Below are 14,477 nucleotides of genomic sequence, written 5' to 3'. Positions count from 1 at the left end.
CGAACACGTCGACGCCCGTGCGCTCTCTGAGCGCGATCAGCAGCGGATGCTCCTCTATGCAGGGCACGCACCACGAGGCCCAGAAATTGACCACCGAGACTTTGCCTTGCGCGAGATCGGCGGCTTCGAAACCGGGCACCGGCACGCCGTTCGCGACCAGTCCTTCGAGCGGCGGGAAAACCGTATGCGGCACCGGCTGGCCGATCAGGGCCGAGGGAAGCTTGGAGGGGTCGCCCGAGGTCAGTGCGAAGGCGAACAGCGCCGCCATGGCCGCAAAGACGAGAAGCGGCGCCATGGCCCAGCCGCGCCGCCTGGGGCGCCCGCCGGCCGCATCCTCGGGCCCGGCTTCGCCGCTCATGCACGCCTCCGGTCGTTCGCGGCCTCGGCCGAGCGGCGCTTGAGCCCGCGCCGCTCGGCGTCTGCGAGCGCGTTCGCCTGTCGCCGGCCGTCGAAGAGCGTCCACCCGATGAGCAGGCCGATGACGACGGCGAACGCGGCATAGGAGGCCCAGATGAAGGCGGCGTGCGGTCCGAGATCCATGAGCCTACTCCGCGCCGGCCGAGAACAGCCGCTCGTCGCGCTCGACCTGCGCGAGGCGCATGGTCTTGACGCGACGCCGCACGATCTCGGTCTGCATGGCCTTGAGATGCAGCGCGACGAACAGCAGCGTAAAGCCCACGGCCGCGATCAGGAGCGGCGTACGCATCGAGGGGTCCACCGTCGACGTGAACCCGGTCGAGGGCTGGTGCAGCGTGTTCCACCAGTCGACCGAGAACTTGATGACCGGCAGGATCGCGACGCCGACCAGCGCCAGAACCGCCGTCAGCTTGCCGGCCAGCGATTCATCCTCGAGCGAGGAGCGCAGCGCGATCAAGCCGAGATAGAGGAAGAAGAGGATGAGCATCGACGTGAGCCGCGCGTCCCACACCCAGTAGGTGCCCCACATCGGCTTGCCCCAGAGCGAGCCGGTGATGAGGGCTGCGAGCGTGAATGCGGCACCGATCGGCGCCGCCGCCTTCGCCGAGACATCCGCCAGCGGGTGGCGGAACACGAGGAGCCCGAAGCTCGAGATGGCAACGATTGAATAGCCCATCATCGCGAGCCAGGCCGACGGCACGTGGATGTACATGATCTTGACTGTCTCGCCCTGCTGGTAGTCGGGCGGTGCGACGAAGAACACGAGGTACATGGCGGTGGCGATGAACAGGGCCGCCCCGGCCGCCACCCACGGCAGGACGGTGCGCGAAAGCTCCATGAAGCGGGTCGGATTGGCGAGTCGCTGGGTCAGGCTCTGCATGAGGGCAATCTAATCCGGTCGGCCGCGCAACTGCAATTCGCGCATGCTCTTGCCTTTACGACATCTGGAGGCGAAGCGCCGCCGCGGCGGCAATCGGCGCCGCCGCGACCGAGGCCACGGAAATCGCCGAAAGAATGAGGAACGAGGCGGCGAAACCGTCCTGGCCGAGCCCCGCGAAGCCCAGCGCGGAAATACCGAAGATCAAGGTCGGGATATAGAGGGGCAGGACCAGGAGCGCAATGAGGAGCCCTCCGCGCCGGGCCTTGAGCGTCAGCGCTGCGCCGATGCTGCCGAGGAAGCTGATCGCCGGCGTCCCGGCCAGCATGGTCGCGATCAGGGCCGGCGCGAGTGCGATGTCGAGGTTGAGCATTAGCCCCAGCACGGGGGCCGCGAGCGCGAGCGGGATGCCGGTCGAGATCCAGTGCGCGAGCGCTTTGGCCGCAACCGCCAGCTCGAGCGGCAGTGGCGCCGTCGCCATCACCTCGAGCGACCCGTCCTCGTGGTCGGCCTCGAGCAGCCGCGGCAGCGACAGCAGGGCGGCGAGCAGGAGGGCGATCCACAGGATACCCGGCGCGATGCGGCTCAAGAGCTTGAGATCCGGCCCGAGCCCGAGCGGCAGCATGGCGACGACGACGAGGTAGAAACCGAGCGCGGTGCCGAGGGCGGCCCCTTCGCGCACGGCAAGGGTGAGGTCGCGCTTGAGGAGGGACAGGAAACCGCTCATGGCTTGGCCTCCCGGGCGGCGTGCCCGGCAGTACGGCCAAGCCGCAGATAGGCCGGGTCCTCAAGGCCGAGCGGCAGGTGCGTTGCGGCGATCACGAGCCCGCCGCCGGCAAGATGACGCCGGATGAGCCCCGAGAGGAGCTCCGTCGAGGCCGCGTCGAGAGAGACCGTCGGCTCGTCGAGCAGCCAGACCGGCCGCGTCGCCACGCTGAGCCGCGCGAGGCCGAGCCTCCGCTTCTGCCCGGCGGACATGAGGCCGGCCGGATAATCGGCGAGCGCCGAGAGGCCGAAATGCAGGAGCGCCTCGTCCACGCGGCCCCGGATCGCGCTCCCGTCGCCGCCGTCGAGATACGTCGCCCAGAACGCCAGGTTCTCGGCCGCGGAGAGATTGGCTTTGATGCCCGTGAGATGGCCCACGTAGTGGCATTGCTCCGCGATATTCCGATCTCCCTCGTCGCCTTTGAGCGTGATCGATCCCGCGGCGGGCGCGATGAAACCGGCGATGGTGCGGATCAGCGTCGTCTTGCCGGCGCCATTCGGCCCCACGACCAGCAGCGCCTCGCCCGCTTTCGCCGTAAACGAGACGTCCGAGAGGACGGTCCGCGTGCCGCGCGTGACGGAGAGAGTATCAGCATGAAGAAACAAGGCGACCGACCGCGTTTCGGACCAGCAACGAAAGAGCGTGCGACAGCCTGGACGTTGCCGGGGATTCGGGCAGGGCCGTAGTGTTCAAGCCGTCGGCCGCCTATATAATTGGCTTGCTTCCCTGTTCGCCACTGCAAAAATGCGGTCGACACGCCCCGCGCCCTGCGGGCATTGCATCAAGCGCGTGCATGAGTGACGCGGCAGTTTTCGCTTTCGCCCGCAGAACCCCATCCTGTTTCGAGGAGAAGAAACGTGAGCGCCACCACGACCGTCACTTCCGCGCCGGCCTCGCTCGACAGCTTTGCATGCAAGAGGACGCTCACGGTCGGAGGGCAGGATTACGTCTACTATTCGCTTCCCGATGCGGAGCGGAACGGCCTTCCCGGCATCTCGAGGCTTCCCTATTCGATGAAGGTCCTGCTCGAGAACCTGCTGCGCCACGAGGACGGCCGCTCGGTCACGAAGGCCGACATCGTCGCCATGGCCGAGTGGCTCGAGAACAAGGGCAAGGCGGAGAAGGAGATCGGCTTCCGCCCCGCGCGCGTGCTGATGCAGGACTTCACCGGCGTTCCCGCCGTGGTCGATCTCGCCGCCATGCGTGACGGCATGCTGACGCTCGGCGGGGATGCGAAGAAGATCAATCCGCTGGTGCCGGTCGATCTCGTCATCGACCACTCGGTGATCGTCGACGCGTTCGGCAATGCGGATGCCTTCAACACCAACGTCGAGCTCGAGTATGCGCGCAACGGCGAGCGCTATCTGTTCCTGAAGTGGGGCCAGGACGCCTTCGCCAACTTCCGCGTCGTGCCGCCGGGCACCGGCATCTGCCACCAGGTAAACCTCGAGTACCTCGCCCAGACGGTCTGGACCGCCAAGGCGGCGAACGGCGAGGTGCTGGCCTATCCGGATACGCTGGTCGGCACCGACAGCCACACGACGATGGTGAACGGTCTCGCCGTGCTCGGCTGGGGCGTGGGCGGCATCGAGGCCGAGGCGGCCATGCTGGGCCAGCCGCAGTCGATGCTCATTCCGGAGGTCGTCGGCTTCAAGCTCACCGGCGCGCTGAAGGAGGGCGTGACGGCGACCGATCTCGTGCTCACCGTCACGCAGATGCTGCGCAAGAAGGGCGTGGTGGGCAAGTTTGTCGAGTTCTTCGGGCCGGGCCTCGATCACCTGACGCTCGCCGACCGCGCGACGATCGGCAACATGGCGCCCGAATACGGCGCCACCTGCGGCTTCTTCCCCGTCGACGACGAGACGCTGAGCTACCTCACCATCTCCGGCCGCGAGGCCCAGCGCGTCGCCCTCGTCGACGCCTACGCCAAGGCCCAGGGCCTGTTCCGCACGAAGGACCTGCCCGACCCCGTGTTCACCGACACCCTCGCGCTCGATCTCTCGACGGTGGTGCCGTCGATGGCCGGACCCAAGCGTCCCGAGGGCCGCCTCGCGCTGCCGGACGTGGGCGCCGGGTTCGCGACCGCACTCGAGGCCGAGTACAAGAAGCCGGGCGAGGCCGGCAAGCGCGTCCCCGTCGAGGGCCGCGACTTCGATCTCGGCCACGGCGACGTCGTCATCGCCGCCATCACGAGCTGCACCAACACGTCCAATCCGTCCGTGCTGATCGCCGCCGGCCTGCTCGCGCGGAATGCCGTCGCCCGGGGATTGACGGCGAAGCCGTGGGTCAAGACATCGCTGGCGCCCGGGAGCCAGGTCGTCGCCGCCTATCTCGACAAGTCGGGTCTGCAGAAGGACCTCGACCGGGTCGGCTTCAACCTCGTCGGCTTCGGCTGCACCACCTGCATCGGCAATTCCGGGCCGCTGCCGGCCGAGATCTCGAAGGCCATCAACGACAACGGCCTCGTGGCCGCCGCCGTGCTCTCCGGCAACCGCAACTTCGAAGGTCGCGTCAGCCCGGACGTGCAGGCCAACTACCTTGCCTCCCCGCCGCTCGTCGTTGCCTATGCGCTGGCCGGCAGCGTGACGCGCGACCTCACGACCGAGCCGCTCGGCACCGGCCGCGACGGCAAGCCGGTGTTCCTGAGGGACATCTGGCCCACGAACCACGAGATCCAGACCTTCATCGCCGAGAACATCTCGCGCGACCTCTTCAAGTCGAAATATGCCGATGTTTTCCGCGGCGACGACCGCTGGCGCAAGATCAAGGCCGGCAAGGGCCTGACCTACGGGTGGGACGCCAAGTCGACCTACGTTCAGAACCCGCCCTACTTCAAAGGCATCACCAGCACGGCGCGTCCGGTCACCGACATCGAGCGCGCGCGCATCCTGGCGCTCTTCGGCGACAAGATCACGACCGACCACATCTCGCCCGCCGGCTCGATCAAGACGGCCTCGCCCGCCGGCAAGTACCTGCTGGAGGAGGGCGTGAAGCCCGCCGACTTCAACCAGTACGGCACGCGCCGCGGCAACCACGAGGTGATGATGCGCGGCACCTTCGCCAACATCCGCATCAAGAACTTCATGGTCAAGGACGCGGCCGGCAACGTCGTCGAAGGCGGCTACACGATCCACCATCCCTCGGGCGAGAAGCTCGCCATCTACGATGCCGCCGAGCGTTACGCCGCCGAGGGGGTCCCCCTCGTCGTGTTCGCCGGCGTCGAGTACGGCAACGGCTCCTCGCGCGACTGGGCCGCCAAGGGCACCAACCTCTTGGGCGTCAAGGCCGTCATCGCCCAGTCGTTCGAGCGCATCCATCGCTCGAACCTCGTCGGCATGGGGGTCGTGCCGTTCGTGTTCGAAGCTGGCACGAGCTGGCAGTCGCTGGGCCTCGACGGCAGCGAGACGGTGACGCTCGAGGGACTTGCCGGCATCCGGCCGCGCCAGACCGTCGAGGCCGTGATCGGGAAAGGCGACGGCACGAGCTTCAAGGTGCCGCTCATCTGCCGGATCGATACCCTGGACGAGGTCGAATACTTCAGGAACGGCGGCATCCTGCAATACGTGCTGCGCAACCTGGCGGCCTGATCCTGCCTCCGGCGGCCACCCCAGACGAAGGGGGCCTCTGGACCGACATAGATAGAGACCCTATTTTTATGAGTATTAGCGGCCGGCGCACGCGCCGGCCGACGCAGGAAACGTCGTGACGAAGGTTCGTTCCATGCGCCTCCGGATGGCGGCTTGCGCCGCAAGCCTTTTGCTCGCGCCGTCGCTCGCCCTCGCGGAGACGGCCGAGGGAGAGCAGCCGGCCGGTGCGGGGAGCGGACAGCCGCCCCGCGCGGTGATCGAGCTCTACACGAGCCAGGGGTGCTCCGACTGCCCGGCGGCCGACGCGCTCCTCAAGCAGTACATCGATGAAAAGAACGTCGTCGGGCTGACCTTGCCCGTCGACTACTGGGACTATCTCGGCTGGAAGGACACGCTCGCCGGCCCGCGCAACACCGAGCGCCAGCGCGACTATGCGGAGCGCTTCGGCACCGGCACCATCTATACGCCGCAAGCGGTGGTCAATGGCGCCGTGGAGGTGCTGGGCTCGAGCGCGTCCGAGATCGAGCGCGCCATCGCCGCCACCGAGACGGCCCTGGCGAGCAGTCGCGTGCCGGTTCACTTCTGGCACTACGGCAACAGCGTCATTATCGAGGCTGGCGCCGCGCCGTACGATGCCGAGCCCAAGGAGGCGACCATCTGGCTCGCCGTCGTCCAGAAGCGCGTCGAGGTTCCGGTCAAGGAGGGCGAGAACAAGGGCGAGACCTTGACCTACTACAACGTCGTGCGCGAGCTGACGCCGGTCGGCGTCTGGAACGGCCGCCCGACCACCATCCGCTTGGCGCGGGCCGACATCATGAAGCCGGAGACCGAGGATCTGGTGGTGCTCATCCAGGAAGCCAGGAGCGGCCCCATCATCGGCGCCGCCCGCCTCGGCGACTGAGCTTCAACGGCCCTACCTAGCGGCACGTCCACATCAGGCCGCGGTCGAAGTGGAAATGGTTGGCGTGGGCGGGGTTGAAATCGGGGCCGAGCGCAACGCGGAAATAACGGCAGGCGCGCCGGTGGACCTCGCGCAGGAACGCGCTGTCGCGGCCCTCGCCGTTCCAGTCGCGCAGGACCGAGATCGCGCGCCCGTCGGCCAGCGTGAAGCCCGAGATGTCGATGGCGTTGGCGGCGGCATGCTGGCTTCGGACGCCCTTCCAGAACGGATTGCCGACGATGTTGCGGCAGTCGTACGTGCCCATGTCGCCGAGGCGCACCACCTCCTGCCCGAACATCTCCCGCGCGAGCGGCTGCACCTCGTGCACGACCCAGAGCGCGAGCGCCGCTGCCATCTCGCACGTCAATGGGTTGACGCCGATCTTGGCGCCGCCCACGTGGGTGAAGCGCACCGCATTCACCCAGCCGCAGTTGGTGTCCGAAAGCCGGTCCGGGACCGGCACCGCATCGATGTGCGGCTCCCGGAGCACCGCCTTGCAGAGCGCAGGATCGAAGCGCAGCACCGAGAGCCTGGGATCGACGAACAGGGAAGGCCGCGTATCGAGAGAGATGCGGCCGAAGGGGCTGAGGCTCTGTGGGACGAGGCCGAACCAGAATCCACCCGTGACCGCCACCAGCAGAACGAGGATGAGGAGGATCTTGGAGATCGTCCGGCGTGGCTTGTGCTGCGCGTTCCGTTGCCGTCGCATGGCTCCCCCGCCGTCTACGTCCCACGCCCGCGCCCCGTCTCGGCGCCGTATCCCCAGGGGGCAGCCTAAAGCGCTTCCGCGCAGGTGAGAACCAGGCGTTCGAGTGAAGGCGGAGGCGGCTCAGAAGTCGCTCGCGATGCCGCCCTTTTCCCAGTCGCCATAGCGTGTCGGCTCCGGCCCTTCCCGTCCGCCGATCTCGGTCGGGGGTGTGCGCGCCTCGCGTTGCGCTGCGGCGCGCCGCTCGGCCGCCTCGGCCAGCGCGCGTTCTGCGGCCGCCGGCAGCGGCGCTCTGGGCGCCTCCTGGGCGCCTGTCCCTGAGGGGTTTTTGTCGTCGGGCGAAGTCATCGATCTCAAGTCCGCCATCTCCAAAGCAGGCCTGTGTTTCGCGCCGCTGGTCGTCAGCCGGCCCGCATCCTATATAGCAGGGCCGAAGACATCTGCGATGCGGCCAAGATGCGGCGCAGGGACGATAGGGGTCAACCTGGAGTGATCGGATGCCGATGAACTACACCAAGACGGCCATGTTGCTCGCGTCGCTGACCGCGATCTTCGTCGCCATGGGAGCGGCAGTCGGCGGCCAGCAGGGCATGGTCATCGCCTTCCTGGTGGCGCTCGCCATGAACGCTTTCAGCCTCTGGAACTCCGACAAGATGGTGCTCCGCATGTTCGGGGCCCAGGAGGTGGACGAGCGCACGGCGCCCGAATACTACGCCCTCGTGCGGGATCTGGCTGAGCGCGCCGAGCTGCCGATGCCGCGCGTCTACGTCATGAACAACCCGCAGCCGAACGCGTTTGCGACCGGGCGCAGCCCCTCCCGCTCGGCCGTCGCCGCGACGTCCGGCCTCCTCGAGATGCTCTCCCGCGAGGAGGCGGCCGGCGTCATCGCTCACGAGCTCGCCCACATCAAGAACCGCGATACGCTGACCATGACGGTCGCCGCCACCATCGGCGGCGCGATCTCCATGCTCGCCCAGTACCTTCAGTTCGGCATGCTGTTCGGGGGCAATCGCGACCGCAGCGGCATCAGCACCATCGGCGCCATCCTGGCCATGCTGGTCGCGCCGCTGGCGGCCATGCTGGTGCAGATGGCCATCAGCCGATCGCGCGAATACAGCGCCGACCGCATGGGAGCGCTGATCTGCTCCAACCCGCGCTGGCTCTCCTCGGCTCTCGTCAAGATCGATCGCGCCGCGCGGCGCATCCCGAACGAGGAAGCCGAGGCGGTGCCCGCCGCGGCGCATATGTTCATCGTTAACCCGCTGACCGGCAAGGGCATGGACAGCCTGTTCTCGACCCATCCCAATACCGAGAACCGCATCGCCGCGCTCGAGGCGCTGGCTGAGGAGATGACCCGCAGCGGCATCGACCTCGGCGGTGGGCTCTCGGCGCCGTCGTCCGGCGCTTCGGGGCCGTGGTCGCAGTCGTCGGGCGCCGGCGCGCCGCGCGGTCCCTGGGGCTGACGGTCTGGACGAACCTCCCGCGCTTGACGCGGCCCGCGGCTCCCGCCATGGGAACGGCTGCAGAGCCCCGTCCGGGTACGCCCTGCCGCGCCACCGTTACCTCGCGTCGATCCTGGAACGCTCCATGCCGTCACCGCACCCTCCCCGCGTGAAGCCGCGACCGAAGTCTGCCGGCTTCGCCGCGCGTGAGGTCGCGGCGGCGAGCCTCGCGAGCATCCTGGATCGCGGGCGCCCGCTCGACGACGCCTTCGAGGCCGCCATCGCCAGATGCGGTCCGCTCGAGGCGCGCGATCGCGCCTTCGCGCGCCTCGTCGTCATGACCGTGCTGCGCCACAGGGGCGAGCTCGAAAGCGTCGTCAACGCCTTCCTCGAAAGGCCGCTCCCCGCCGACAGCGGACGCCTCTGGCCGATCCTGCTCTCGGCTTCGGCGCAGCTTCTGATGCTCGAGACGCCGCCACACGCCGCCATCAGTCTCGCCGTCGACCAGTGCCGCGCGGACCCGAAGGCGCGGCGCTTCGACAAGCTGGCGAATGCCGTGCTGCGTCGTGTCGCCGCCACCGGCAAGGACGTGCGCGTGACCCTCGATCCGATCGCCGCCAACATTCCGCCGTGGCTGCTCGGACGATGGCGAGAGACCTACGGCGAGGCAATGGCACGCGAGATCGCGGCGGCGTCGTTGACGGAAGCCGCCCTCGACCTCTCCGTGAAGTCCGACGCCGAGGCGTGGGCCCGGCGTTTCGGCGGCGTCGTGCTGCCGACCGGCACGGTGCGCCTCAACCGCGCGGGCGCCGGCCGCATCGACCAGATGCCGGGCTTCGCCGACGGCGCCTGGTGGGTGCAGGATGCCGCCGCCGCCCTTCCCGCGCGCCTGCTCGGCCCTGTCGCGGGGCGCGATGTCGCCGACCTCTGCGCGGCACCCGGCGGCAAGACGGCGGAGCTCGCGGCGGCCGGCGCCCGCGTCACCGCCGTCGACCAGTCGCCGCCGCGCCTCGCCCGCCTCAGGGAGAATCTCGCCCGCCTGAAGCTCGACGCCGAAATCGTCGAAGCCGATGTGCTGGCCTGGGACCCTGGGCGCACGTTCGACGCCGTGCTGCTCGACGCGCCCTGCAGCGCCACCGGCACCATCCGCCGCCATCCCGACATCCTCCACCTGCGCCGCAAGGATGACACCAGCACGCGCGTCGCGCTGCAGGGAAAGCTGCTCGACCGCGCGGCGCGCCTCGTCGCTCCGGGCGGCCGGCTCGTCTACTGCACCTGCTCTCTCGAGCCCGAGGAAGGCGAAGCTCAGGTCGCGCGCCTCCTGGAGGCAAACCGGGAGTTGTCCCGTCTTCCCATTGCGCCTGGCGAAGCGGGGATTGACGCAGGCTGGATCACGCCGGCGGGCGATCTGCGCACGCTGCCGTGCCATCTGGCCTCGCCCGAGCCCGGGCTTTCGGGCCTCGACGGGTTCTATGCCGCCCGCCTCGGGAAGCGGGACTGAAAGATGTGGTGGATCGGGGGTGGGGAGCCCGGGAGGCGGAGAGGCCCGATTGAGGAGGCTCCGCGCCGTGCTACCATCCGAAGCCGGAGCCGGCTCGGGTCTCCGGCGCACGTCTTCGATGCTGGCGCGGCCTGAGGGAGAGCATGGCGTCACGGCTCAAGATATCGGAACGCATCAGGATCACCCATCTCGCCGCGGACCGCCTGCGGCGCGAGGCGATCTCGTCGGTCCTCTACTCGCCGCCGTTCCGCTGGCAGTTCGGCGCCACCGCCGCCGAGCAGCTGCTCATCGTGCCCCAGGATCTGCGAACCGCCGACCCGAGCTTCTGGGATGAGATCGAGGGCGGCGAGTTCGGCCTCGCCGGCGCCGTCGCCCACGCCGATGATATGTCGCCGTTCGATCTCGTCCCGCCGAGCGAAGGCTGGGAGCGGGCCCTGCACGGCTTTGCCTGGCTGCGCCACCTGGATGCCGTCGGACGGCCCGAGGCGCGCCATATGGCCCAGCTCCTCGCCGCCGAGTGGGCAATGCGTCATCGCGGCGGAGGCGGTGGCCTGGCCTGGGAGCCGCACGTCACCGGACGAAGGCTCATCTCGTGGATCTCGCATTCGAGCCTGCTTCTGGAAGAGATCGATGCCGAGACCTACGGGATCATCACCGAAAGCCTGGGGCTGCAGCTCGTGCGGCTCTCGGCGAACTGGCGCACGAGCCCGAGCGGGTATCCGCGTCTGCTCTCGCTCCTCGCCTTGTTGCTCGCCCAGCTCTGCATCTCCGGCCACGAGGGACAGGTGGGCGAGACGGAAAAGCTCTTCGGTGAGGAGCTCGACCGGCAGATCCTGCCGGACGGCGGCCACATCAGCCGCAACCCCGGCATCCTGGTCGAGCTGATCCTGGATCTGCTTCCGCTCGGCCAGTGCTTCGTTGCGAGGAGCCGCAGGACGCCGCCCGCGTTCGCCTCCGCGCTGAAGGCGATGCTGGGCATGCTGAAGTACATGCGCCTCGGCGACGGCATGCTGGCGCGCTTCAACGGCATGGGCGTCGCTTCCCCTGCAGGGCTTGCGACCGTTCTCGTCTACGACGACAATCCGGGCGCCGTTCCCCCGAGCGCGCCTGCGTCGAAATACATTCGCCTCGAACGCGGGCCGTCGATCCTGATCCTGGATGCGGGTCCACCGCCGCCGCTCGAGTCGGCAGCCGAGGCGCACGCCGGCTGCCTCTCCTTCGAGTTCAGCGTCGGCACGTCGCTGATGCTCGTCAACGGCGGCGCGCCGTCCTCCGCCAACGCCGAATGGCGGGCCGCCGCGCGTGCGACCGCGAGCCACAACACGCTTTGCCTCGGCGAGAAGTCGTCGTCGAAGCTGATCCGCCACCGCACGCTCGAGGAGCTGGTCGGCGGCCCTCCGATTCGTTTTCCCGACGATGTGGCGGCCCGGATCGAGGCGCACGACGGCGCCGTCGAGGTCGCGGCCCGCCACGACGGCTATGTGCGCCGCTTCAATCTCGTGCACCACCGGACGCTGGCGCTCGGCGCGACCGGCCGCCGCCTGCTCGGCATCGACCGGCTGGCCGGCAGGGCCGGCACGATCCGCTTGCGTCGCGACGTGCCGTTTGCGATCCATTTTCACTTGCACCCGGCGGTGCGCTGCCGGCGCAGCGACAACCCGAGCGTCGCCGTCATCGAGCTGCCGGGCGGAGACACCTGGTGGCTGAGCCTCGAGGGCGCGCGTCTTGCCATCGAGGAAAGCACCTATTTCGCCGACTCGGCCGGCCCCCGCCGCTCGCTGCAGATCGTGGCCCGCGGCGCGACGTTCGGCGAGACCGAGGTGCGCTGGGTGCTCGAAGGGCAGGACCAAACGACTGGGCACAGAGTTCCCTCCGTGTAAGGACAGAGACGAGCCATGCAAGATCTCAATCCGAGAATCCGCCGCGCGCTGATCTCGCTCTCCGACAAGGCGGGGCTCGACGAGCTGGCCCACGCGCTCGCGGAGTGGAACGTGCAGCTGATCTCGACGGGCGGCACGGCGGCCAAGCTCAAGGGCGCGGGCTTTGCCGTGGCCGACGTTGCCGACGTCACGGGCTTTCCCGAGATCATGGACGGCCGCGTCAAGACGCTGCATCCCGCGATCCATGGCGGCCTGCTCGGCGTGCGCGGAAATGCCGAGCACATCGCCCAGGCCGCGACGCACGGGATCGCCGCCATCGACCTCCTGGTCGTCAACCTCTATCCCTTCGAGCAGACGCTCGCCGAGGGCGCCGCCTTCGACGCTTGCGTCGAGAACATCGACATCGGCGGTCCGGCCATGATCCGCGCCGCGGCCAAGAACCACGCGTCCGTGACGGTGATCGTCGACCGTGCCGACTACGCGGCCCTGCTCGCCGAGATGCGCGCCAACGGCGGCAAGACGACGCCCGCGTTCCGCAAGCGCATGGCCGCCAAAGCCTATGCGCGCACCGCCGCCTACGACGGCGCCATCAGCAACTGGCTCGGCGCCGTGGCCGACAGCCCGGACGGCGAGGCGAACGGCTTTCCGCCGACCTTCTCGACGCAGTACCGCAAGGCGATCGACATGCGCTACGGCGAGAACCCGCACCAGCGGGGCGCATTCTACGTCGCGCCCGATGCCGCGCCCGGCACGGTATCGAGCGCCCGCCAGCTCCTCGGCAAGGAGCTCTCCTACAACAACGTCGCCGACGGCGACGCGGCCCTCGAATGCGTGAAGGCGTTTCCGGACCGGCCGGCGTGCGTCATCGTCAAGCACGCCAACCCGTGCGGCGTCGCCGAGGCGGACACGCTGCTGGCGGCCTACGACCGCGCCTACAGGACCGATCCGGAATCGGCCTTCGGCGGCATCATCGCCGTCAACCGCGAGCTGGACGGCCCCACGGCCTCCACCATCGTGGAGCGTCAGTTCGTCGAGGTGATCCTCGCGCCCTCCGTCACCGACGAGGCGACGGAGGCCGTTGCCGCGAAGAAGAACGTGCGCCTGCTCGTCACCGGCGCCTGGTCCCTGGTTGCCCCGCCGCGTCTCGATGCCAGGACGGTCGCCGGCGGCCTCCTCGTGCAGGAAGCGGACCTCGCCCTCTACGACCGCCTCTACGTCGCCACCCGGCGGCAACCGACCTCGGGCGAGATGGCGGACCTGCTGTTCGCCTGGAAAGTCGCCAAGTTCGTCAAGTCGAACGCCATCGTCTACGCGAAAGACGGCGCGACCGTCGGCATCGGCGCCGGACAGATGAGCCGCGTCAACTCCTCGCGCATCGCCGCCATCAAGGCGGAGATGGCGGGATTGGACGTCAAGGGCTCGGCCGTCGCTTCCGACGCGTTCTTTCCGTTTGCGGACGGACTGCTGGCGGCGGCCGAGGCCGGTGCGACGGCGGTCATCCAGCCGGGCGGCTCCATGCGCGATGACGAGGTGGTCCGCGCCGCCGATGACGCCGGCCTCGCCATGGTGCTGACCGGCATGCGCCACTTCCGGCACTAGGCCGTTCATGCTGACGTGGAAACGTCCAGATGCGCCGTCCTCGTCGTGTCTGGACTCCGACCTCCGCCGGAGTGACGTTGAGTTTGGGCATGCGATGCCGACAAACGAACGTCATCTCGGGGCAGGCTGGGATCCAGACACGTCACAGCATCGCGGCGACACAGCCCGGAACGGAATCTGCCTGATGGCCGACGCGCCGCGCATAACGCTCCGCCCCGCGACGCGCGCGGATTTCGGCCTCATCCGCCGCTGGCTCGCGCGACCGGACGTGCAGCACTGGTGGGGACCCGTCTCGGCGACCGAGGCCGAGGTCAACCTGGCGCTCGGCGCCGCGCATGCCATCTGTCGCATCATCGAGGCGGACGGCGCGCCCGTGGGCTATGCGCATGGCGTCGACGCCACGCTCTGGGGCGCCAACCTGCCGGACGAGCTCGAGCCCGGCACGTGGGACCTCGATCTCTTCGTGGCCGCCGAGGAGCATCGCGGAAAGGGCGTCGGTCCGGCGGCGCTGGCGATGCTGCGCGACGAGGTGTTCGCCACCACGCTCGCCGTGGCCGTGTGCATTTTCCCGTCGGTCAGGAACGAGCGCGCGGTGCGGGCGTACGAGAAGGCGGGCTTTCGCTGGCAGAGCGTCTGGCACGACCCGCACACCGGTCCCGCCTGGTTCATGGTCGCGCGGCGCCCTTAGAGAGTTTCCGTTTCAGATGGGAACAGCGGTTCGACATGCGCAAGCCCGTCTGGACTCCGGCCTTCGCCGGAGTG

At 68.9% G+C, this 14,477-nt stretch carries 14 protein-coding genes; 7 read left to right on the top strand and 7 right to left on the bottom strand.

Annotated features, from left to right (window positions below; translation table 11 throughout):
- From V7082_RS19100 to ccmA, 5 genes are all read right to left on the bottom strand, one after another.
- The coding region (locus V7082_RS19100; protein WP_334151052.1) for a redoxin family protein at positions 1 to 358 on the bottom strand (358 nt) is incomplete at its 3' end.
- Complete coding sequence (ccmD, locus tag V7082_RS19095) at positions 355 to 540, bottom strand: heme exporter protein CcmD (protein WP_334151050.1); 186 nt, start codon at positions 538 to 540, stop codon at positions 355 to 357. The genes V7082_RS19100 and ccmD, both read right to left, overlap by 4 nt.
- Before the next feature lie 4 nt (positions 541 to 544).
- Entirely contained in the window at positions 545 to 1,297 is a 753-nt protein-coding gene (locus V7082_RS19090; protein ID WP_334151049.1) for a heme ABC transporter permease, read from the bottom strand.
- 55 nt (positions 1,298 to 1,352) lie between these two features.
- On the bottom strand, positions 1,353 to 2,021 hold the full coding sequence (gene ccmB, locus V7082_RS19085; RefSeq protein ID WP_334151047.1) for a heme exporter protein CcmB: 669 nt from the start codon (positions 2,019 to 2,021) through the stop codon (positions 1,353 to 1,355).
- On the bottom strand, positions 2,018 to 2,665 hold the full coding sequence (gene ccmA, locus V7082_RS19080) for a heme ABC exporter ATP-binding protein CcmA (RefSeq protein WP_334151045.1): 648 nt from the start codon (positions 2,663 to 2,665) through the stop codon (positions 2,018 to 2,020). The genes ccmB and ccmA overlap by 4 nt, the downstream gene beginning before the upstream one ends.
- Positions 2,666 to 2,917: 252 nt before the next feature.
- Here ccmA and acnA point away from each other — a divergent pair, with 252 nt between their 5' ends.
- Both acnA and V7082_RS19070 read left to right on the top strand, forming a co-directional pair.
- Complete coding sequence (gene acnA / locus V7082_RS19075; RefSeq protein ID WP_334151044.1) at positions 2,918 to 5,647, top strand: aconitate hydratase AcnA; 2,730 nt, start codon at positions 2,918 to 2,920, stop codon at positions 5,645 to 5,647.
- Positions 5,648 to 5,762: 115 nt separating this feature from the next.
- Positions 5,763 to 6,548: a DUF1223 domain-containing protein gene (locus tag V7082_RS19070; RefSeq protein WP_334151042.1), complete on the top strand. Its 786-nt coding sequence runs from the start codon at positions 5,763 to 5,765 to the stop codon at positions 6,546 to 6,548.
- A 16-nt stretch (positions 6,549 to 6,564) separates the two neighbouring features.
- On the opposite strand, the gene V7082_RS19065 is transcribed toward V7082_RS19070, so the two are convergent.
- Together V7082_RS19065 and V7082_RS19060 are read right to left on the bottom strand one after the other, a co-directional pair.
- On the bottom strand, positions 6,565 to 7,296 hold the full coding sequence (locus V7082_RS19065; RefSeq protein WP_334151041.1) for an extensin family protein: 732 nt from the start codon (positions 7,294 to 7,296) through the stop codon (positions 6,565 to 6,567).
- A 120-nt stretch (positions 7,297 to 7,416) separates the two neighbouring features.
- Positions 7,417 to 7,641: a DUF1674 domain-containing protein gene (locus V7082_RS19060; RefSeq protein ID WP_334151053.1), complete on the bottom strand. Its 225-nt coding sequence runs from the start codon at positions 7,639 to 7,641 to the stop codon at positions 7,417 to 7,419.
- Positions 7,642 to 7,790: 149 nt separating this feature from the next.
- Here V7082_RS19060 and htpX point away from each other — a divergent pair, with 149 nt between their 5' ends.
- The 5 genes from htpX to V7082_RS19035 all read left to right on the top strand — a co-directional run bounded on the left by htpX (position 7,791) and on the right by V7082_RS19035 (position 14,403).
- Positions 7,791 to 8,756 (top strand): zinc metalloprotease HtpX, encoded by a 966-nt coding sequence (htpX, locus tag V7082_RS19055; protein WP_334151039.1) that lies wholly within the window; start codon positions 7,791 to 7,793, stop codon positions 8,754 to 8,756.
- Between the two features lie 124 nt (positions 8,757 to 8,880).
- Entirely contained in the window at positions 8,881 to 10,236 is a 1,356-nt protein-coding gene (locus tag V7082_RS19050) for an RsmB/NOP family class I SAM-dependent RNA methyltransferase (RefSeq protein ID WP_334151038.1), read from the top strand.
- Between the two features lie 143 nt (positions 10,237 to 10,379).
- Entirely contained in the window at positions 10,380 to 12,116 is a 1,737-nt protein-coding gene (locus V7082_RS19045; protein ID WP_334151036.1) for a heparinase II/III family protein, read from the top strand.
- Positions 12,117 to 12,131: 15 nt separating this feature from the next.
- Positions 12,132 to 13,715, top strand: coding sequence for a bifunctional phosphoribosylaminoimidazolecarboxamide formyltransferase/IMP cyclohydrolase (gene purH, locus V7082_RS19040; protein WP_334151035.1), 1,584 nt, complete (start codon positions 12,132 to 12,134; stop codon positions 13,713 to 13,715).
- 184 nt (positions 13,716 to 13,899) lie between these two features.
- On the top strand, positions 13,900 to 14,403 hold the full coding sequence (locus tag V7082_RS19035; protein WP_334151033.1) for a GNAT family N-acetyltransferase: 504 nt from the start codon (positions 13,900 to 13,902) through the stop codon (positions 14,401 to 14,403).
- Positions 14,404 to 14,477: the final 74 nt, after the last annotated feature.

The organism is Hyphomicrobium sp. (assembly GCF_036833075.1).
GTDB lineage: Bacteria > Pseudomonadota > Alphaproteobacteria > Rhizobiales > Hyphomicrobiaceae > Hyphomicrobium_C.
This window is presented reverse-complemented; position numbering and strand designations above follow the sequence as displayed.

Excerpts from the sequence above, each read along its gene's own strand:
- ccmD (WP_334151050.1), bottom strand. The coding sequence starts at position 540 with ATGGATCTCGGACCGCACGCCGCCTTCATCTGGGCCTCCTATGCCGCG.
- V7082_RS19090 (WP_334151049.1), bottom strand. The coding sequence starts at position 1,297 with ATGCAGAGCCTGACCCAGCGACTCGCCAATCCGACCCGCTTCATGGAG.
- ccmB (WP_334151047.1), bottom strand. The coding sequence starts at position 2,021 with ATGAGCGGTTTCCTGTCCCTCCTCAAGCGCGACCTCACCCTTGCCGTG.
- V7082_RS19065 (WP_334151041.1), bottom strand. The coding sequence starts at position 7,296 with ATGCGACGGCAACGGAACGCGCAGCACAAGCCACGCCGGACGATCTCC.
- V7082_RS19060 (WP_334151053.1), bottom strand. The coding sequence starts at position 7,641 with ATGACTTCGCCCGACGACAAAAACCCCTCAGGGACAGGCGCCCAGGAG.
- htpX (WP_334151039.1), top strand. The coding sequence starts at position 7,791 with ATGCCGATGAACTACACCAAGACGGCCATGTTGCTCGCGTCGCTGACC.
- V7082_RS19050 (WP_334151038.1), top strand. The coding sequence starts at position 8,881 with ATGCCGTCACCGCACCCTCCCCGCGTGAAGCCGCGACCGAAGTCTGCC.
- V7082_RS19045 (WP_334151036.1), top strand. The coding sequence starts at position 10,380 with ATGGCGTCACGGCTCAAGATATCGGAACGCATCAGGATCACCCATCTC.
- purH (WP_334151035.1), top strand. The coding sequence starts at position 12,132 with ATGCAAGATCTCAATCCGAGAATCCGCCGCGCGCTGATCTCGCTCTCC.
- V7082_RS19035 (WP_334151033.1), top strand. The coding sequence starts at position 13,900 with ATGGCCGACGCGCCGCGCATAACGCTCCGCCCCGCGACGCGCGCGGAT.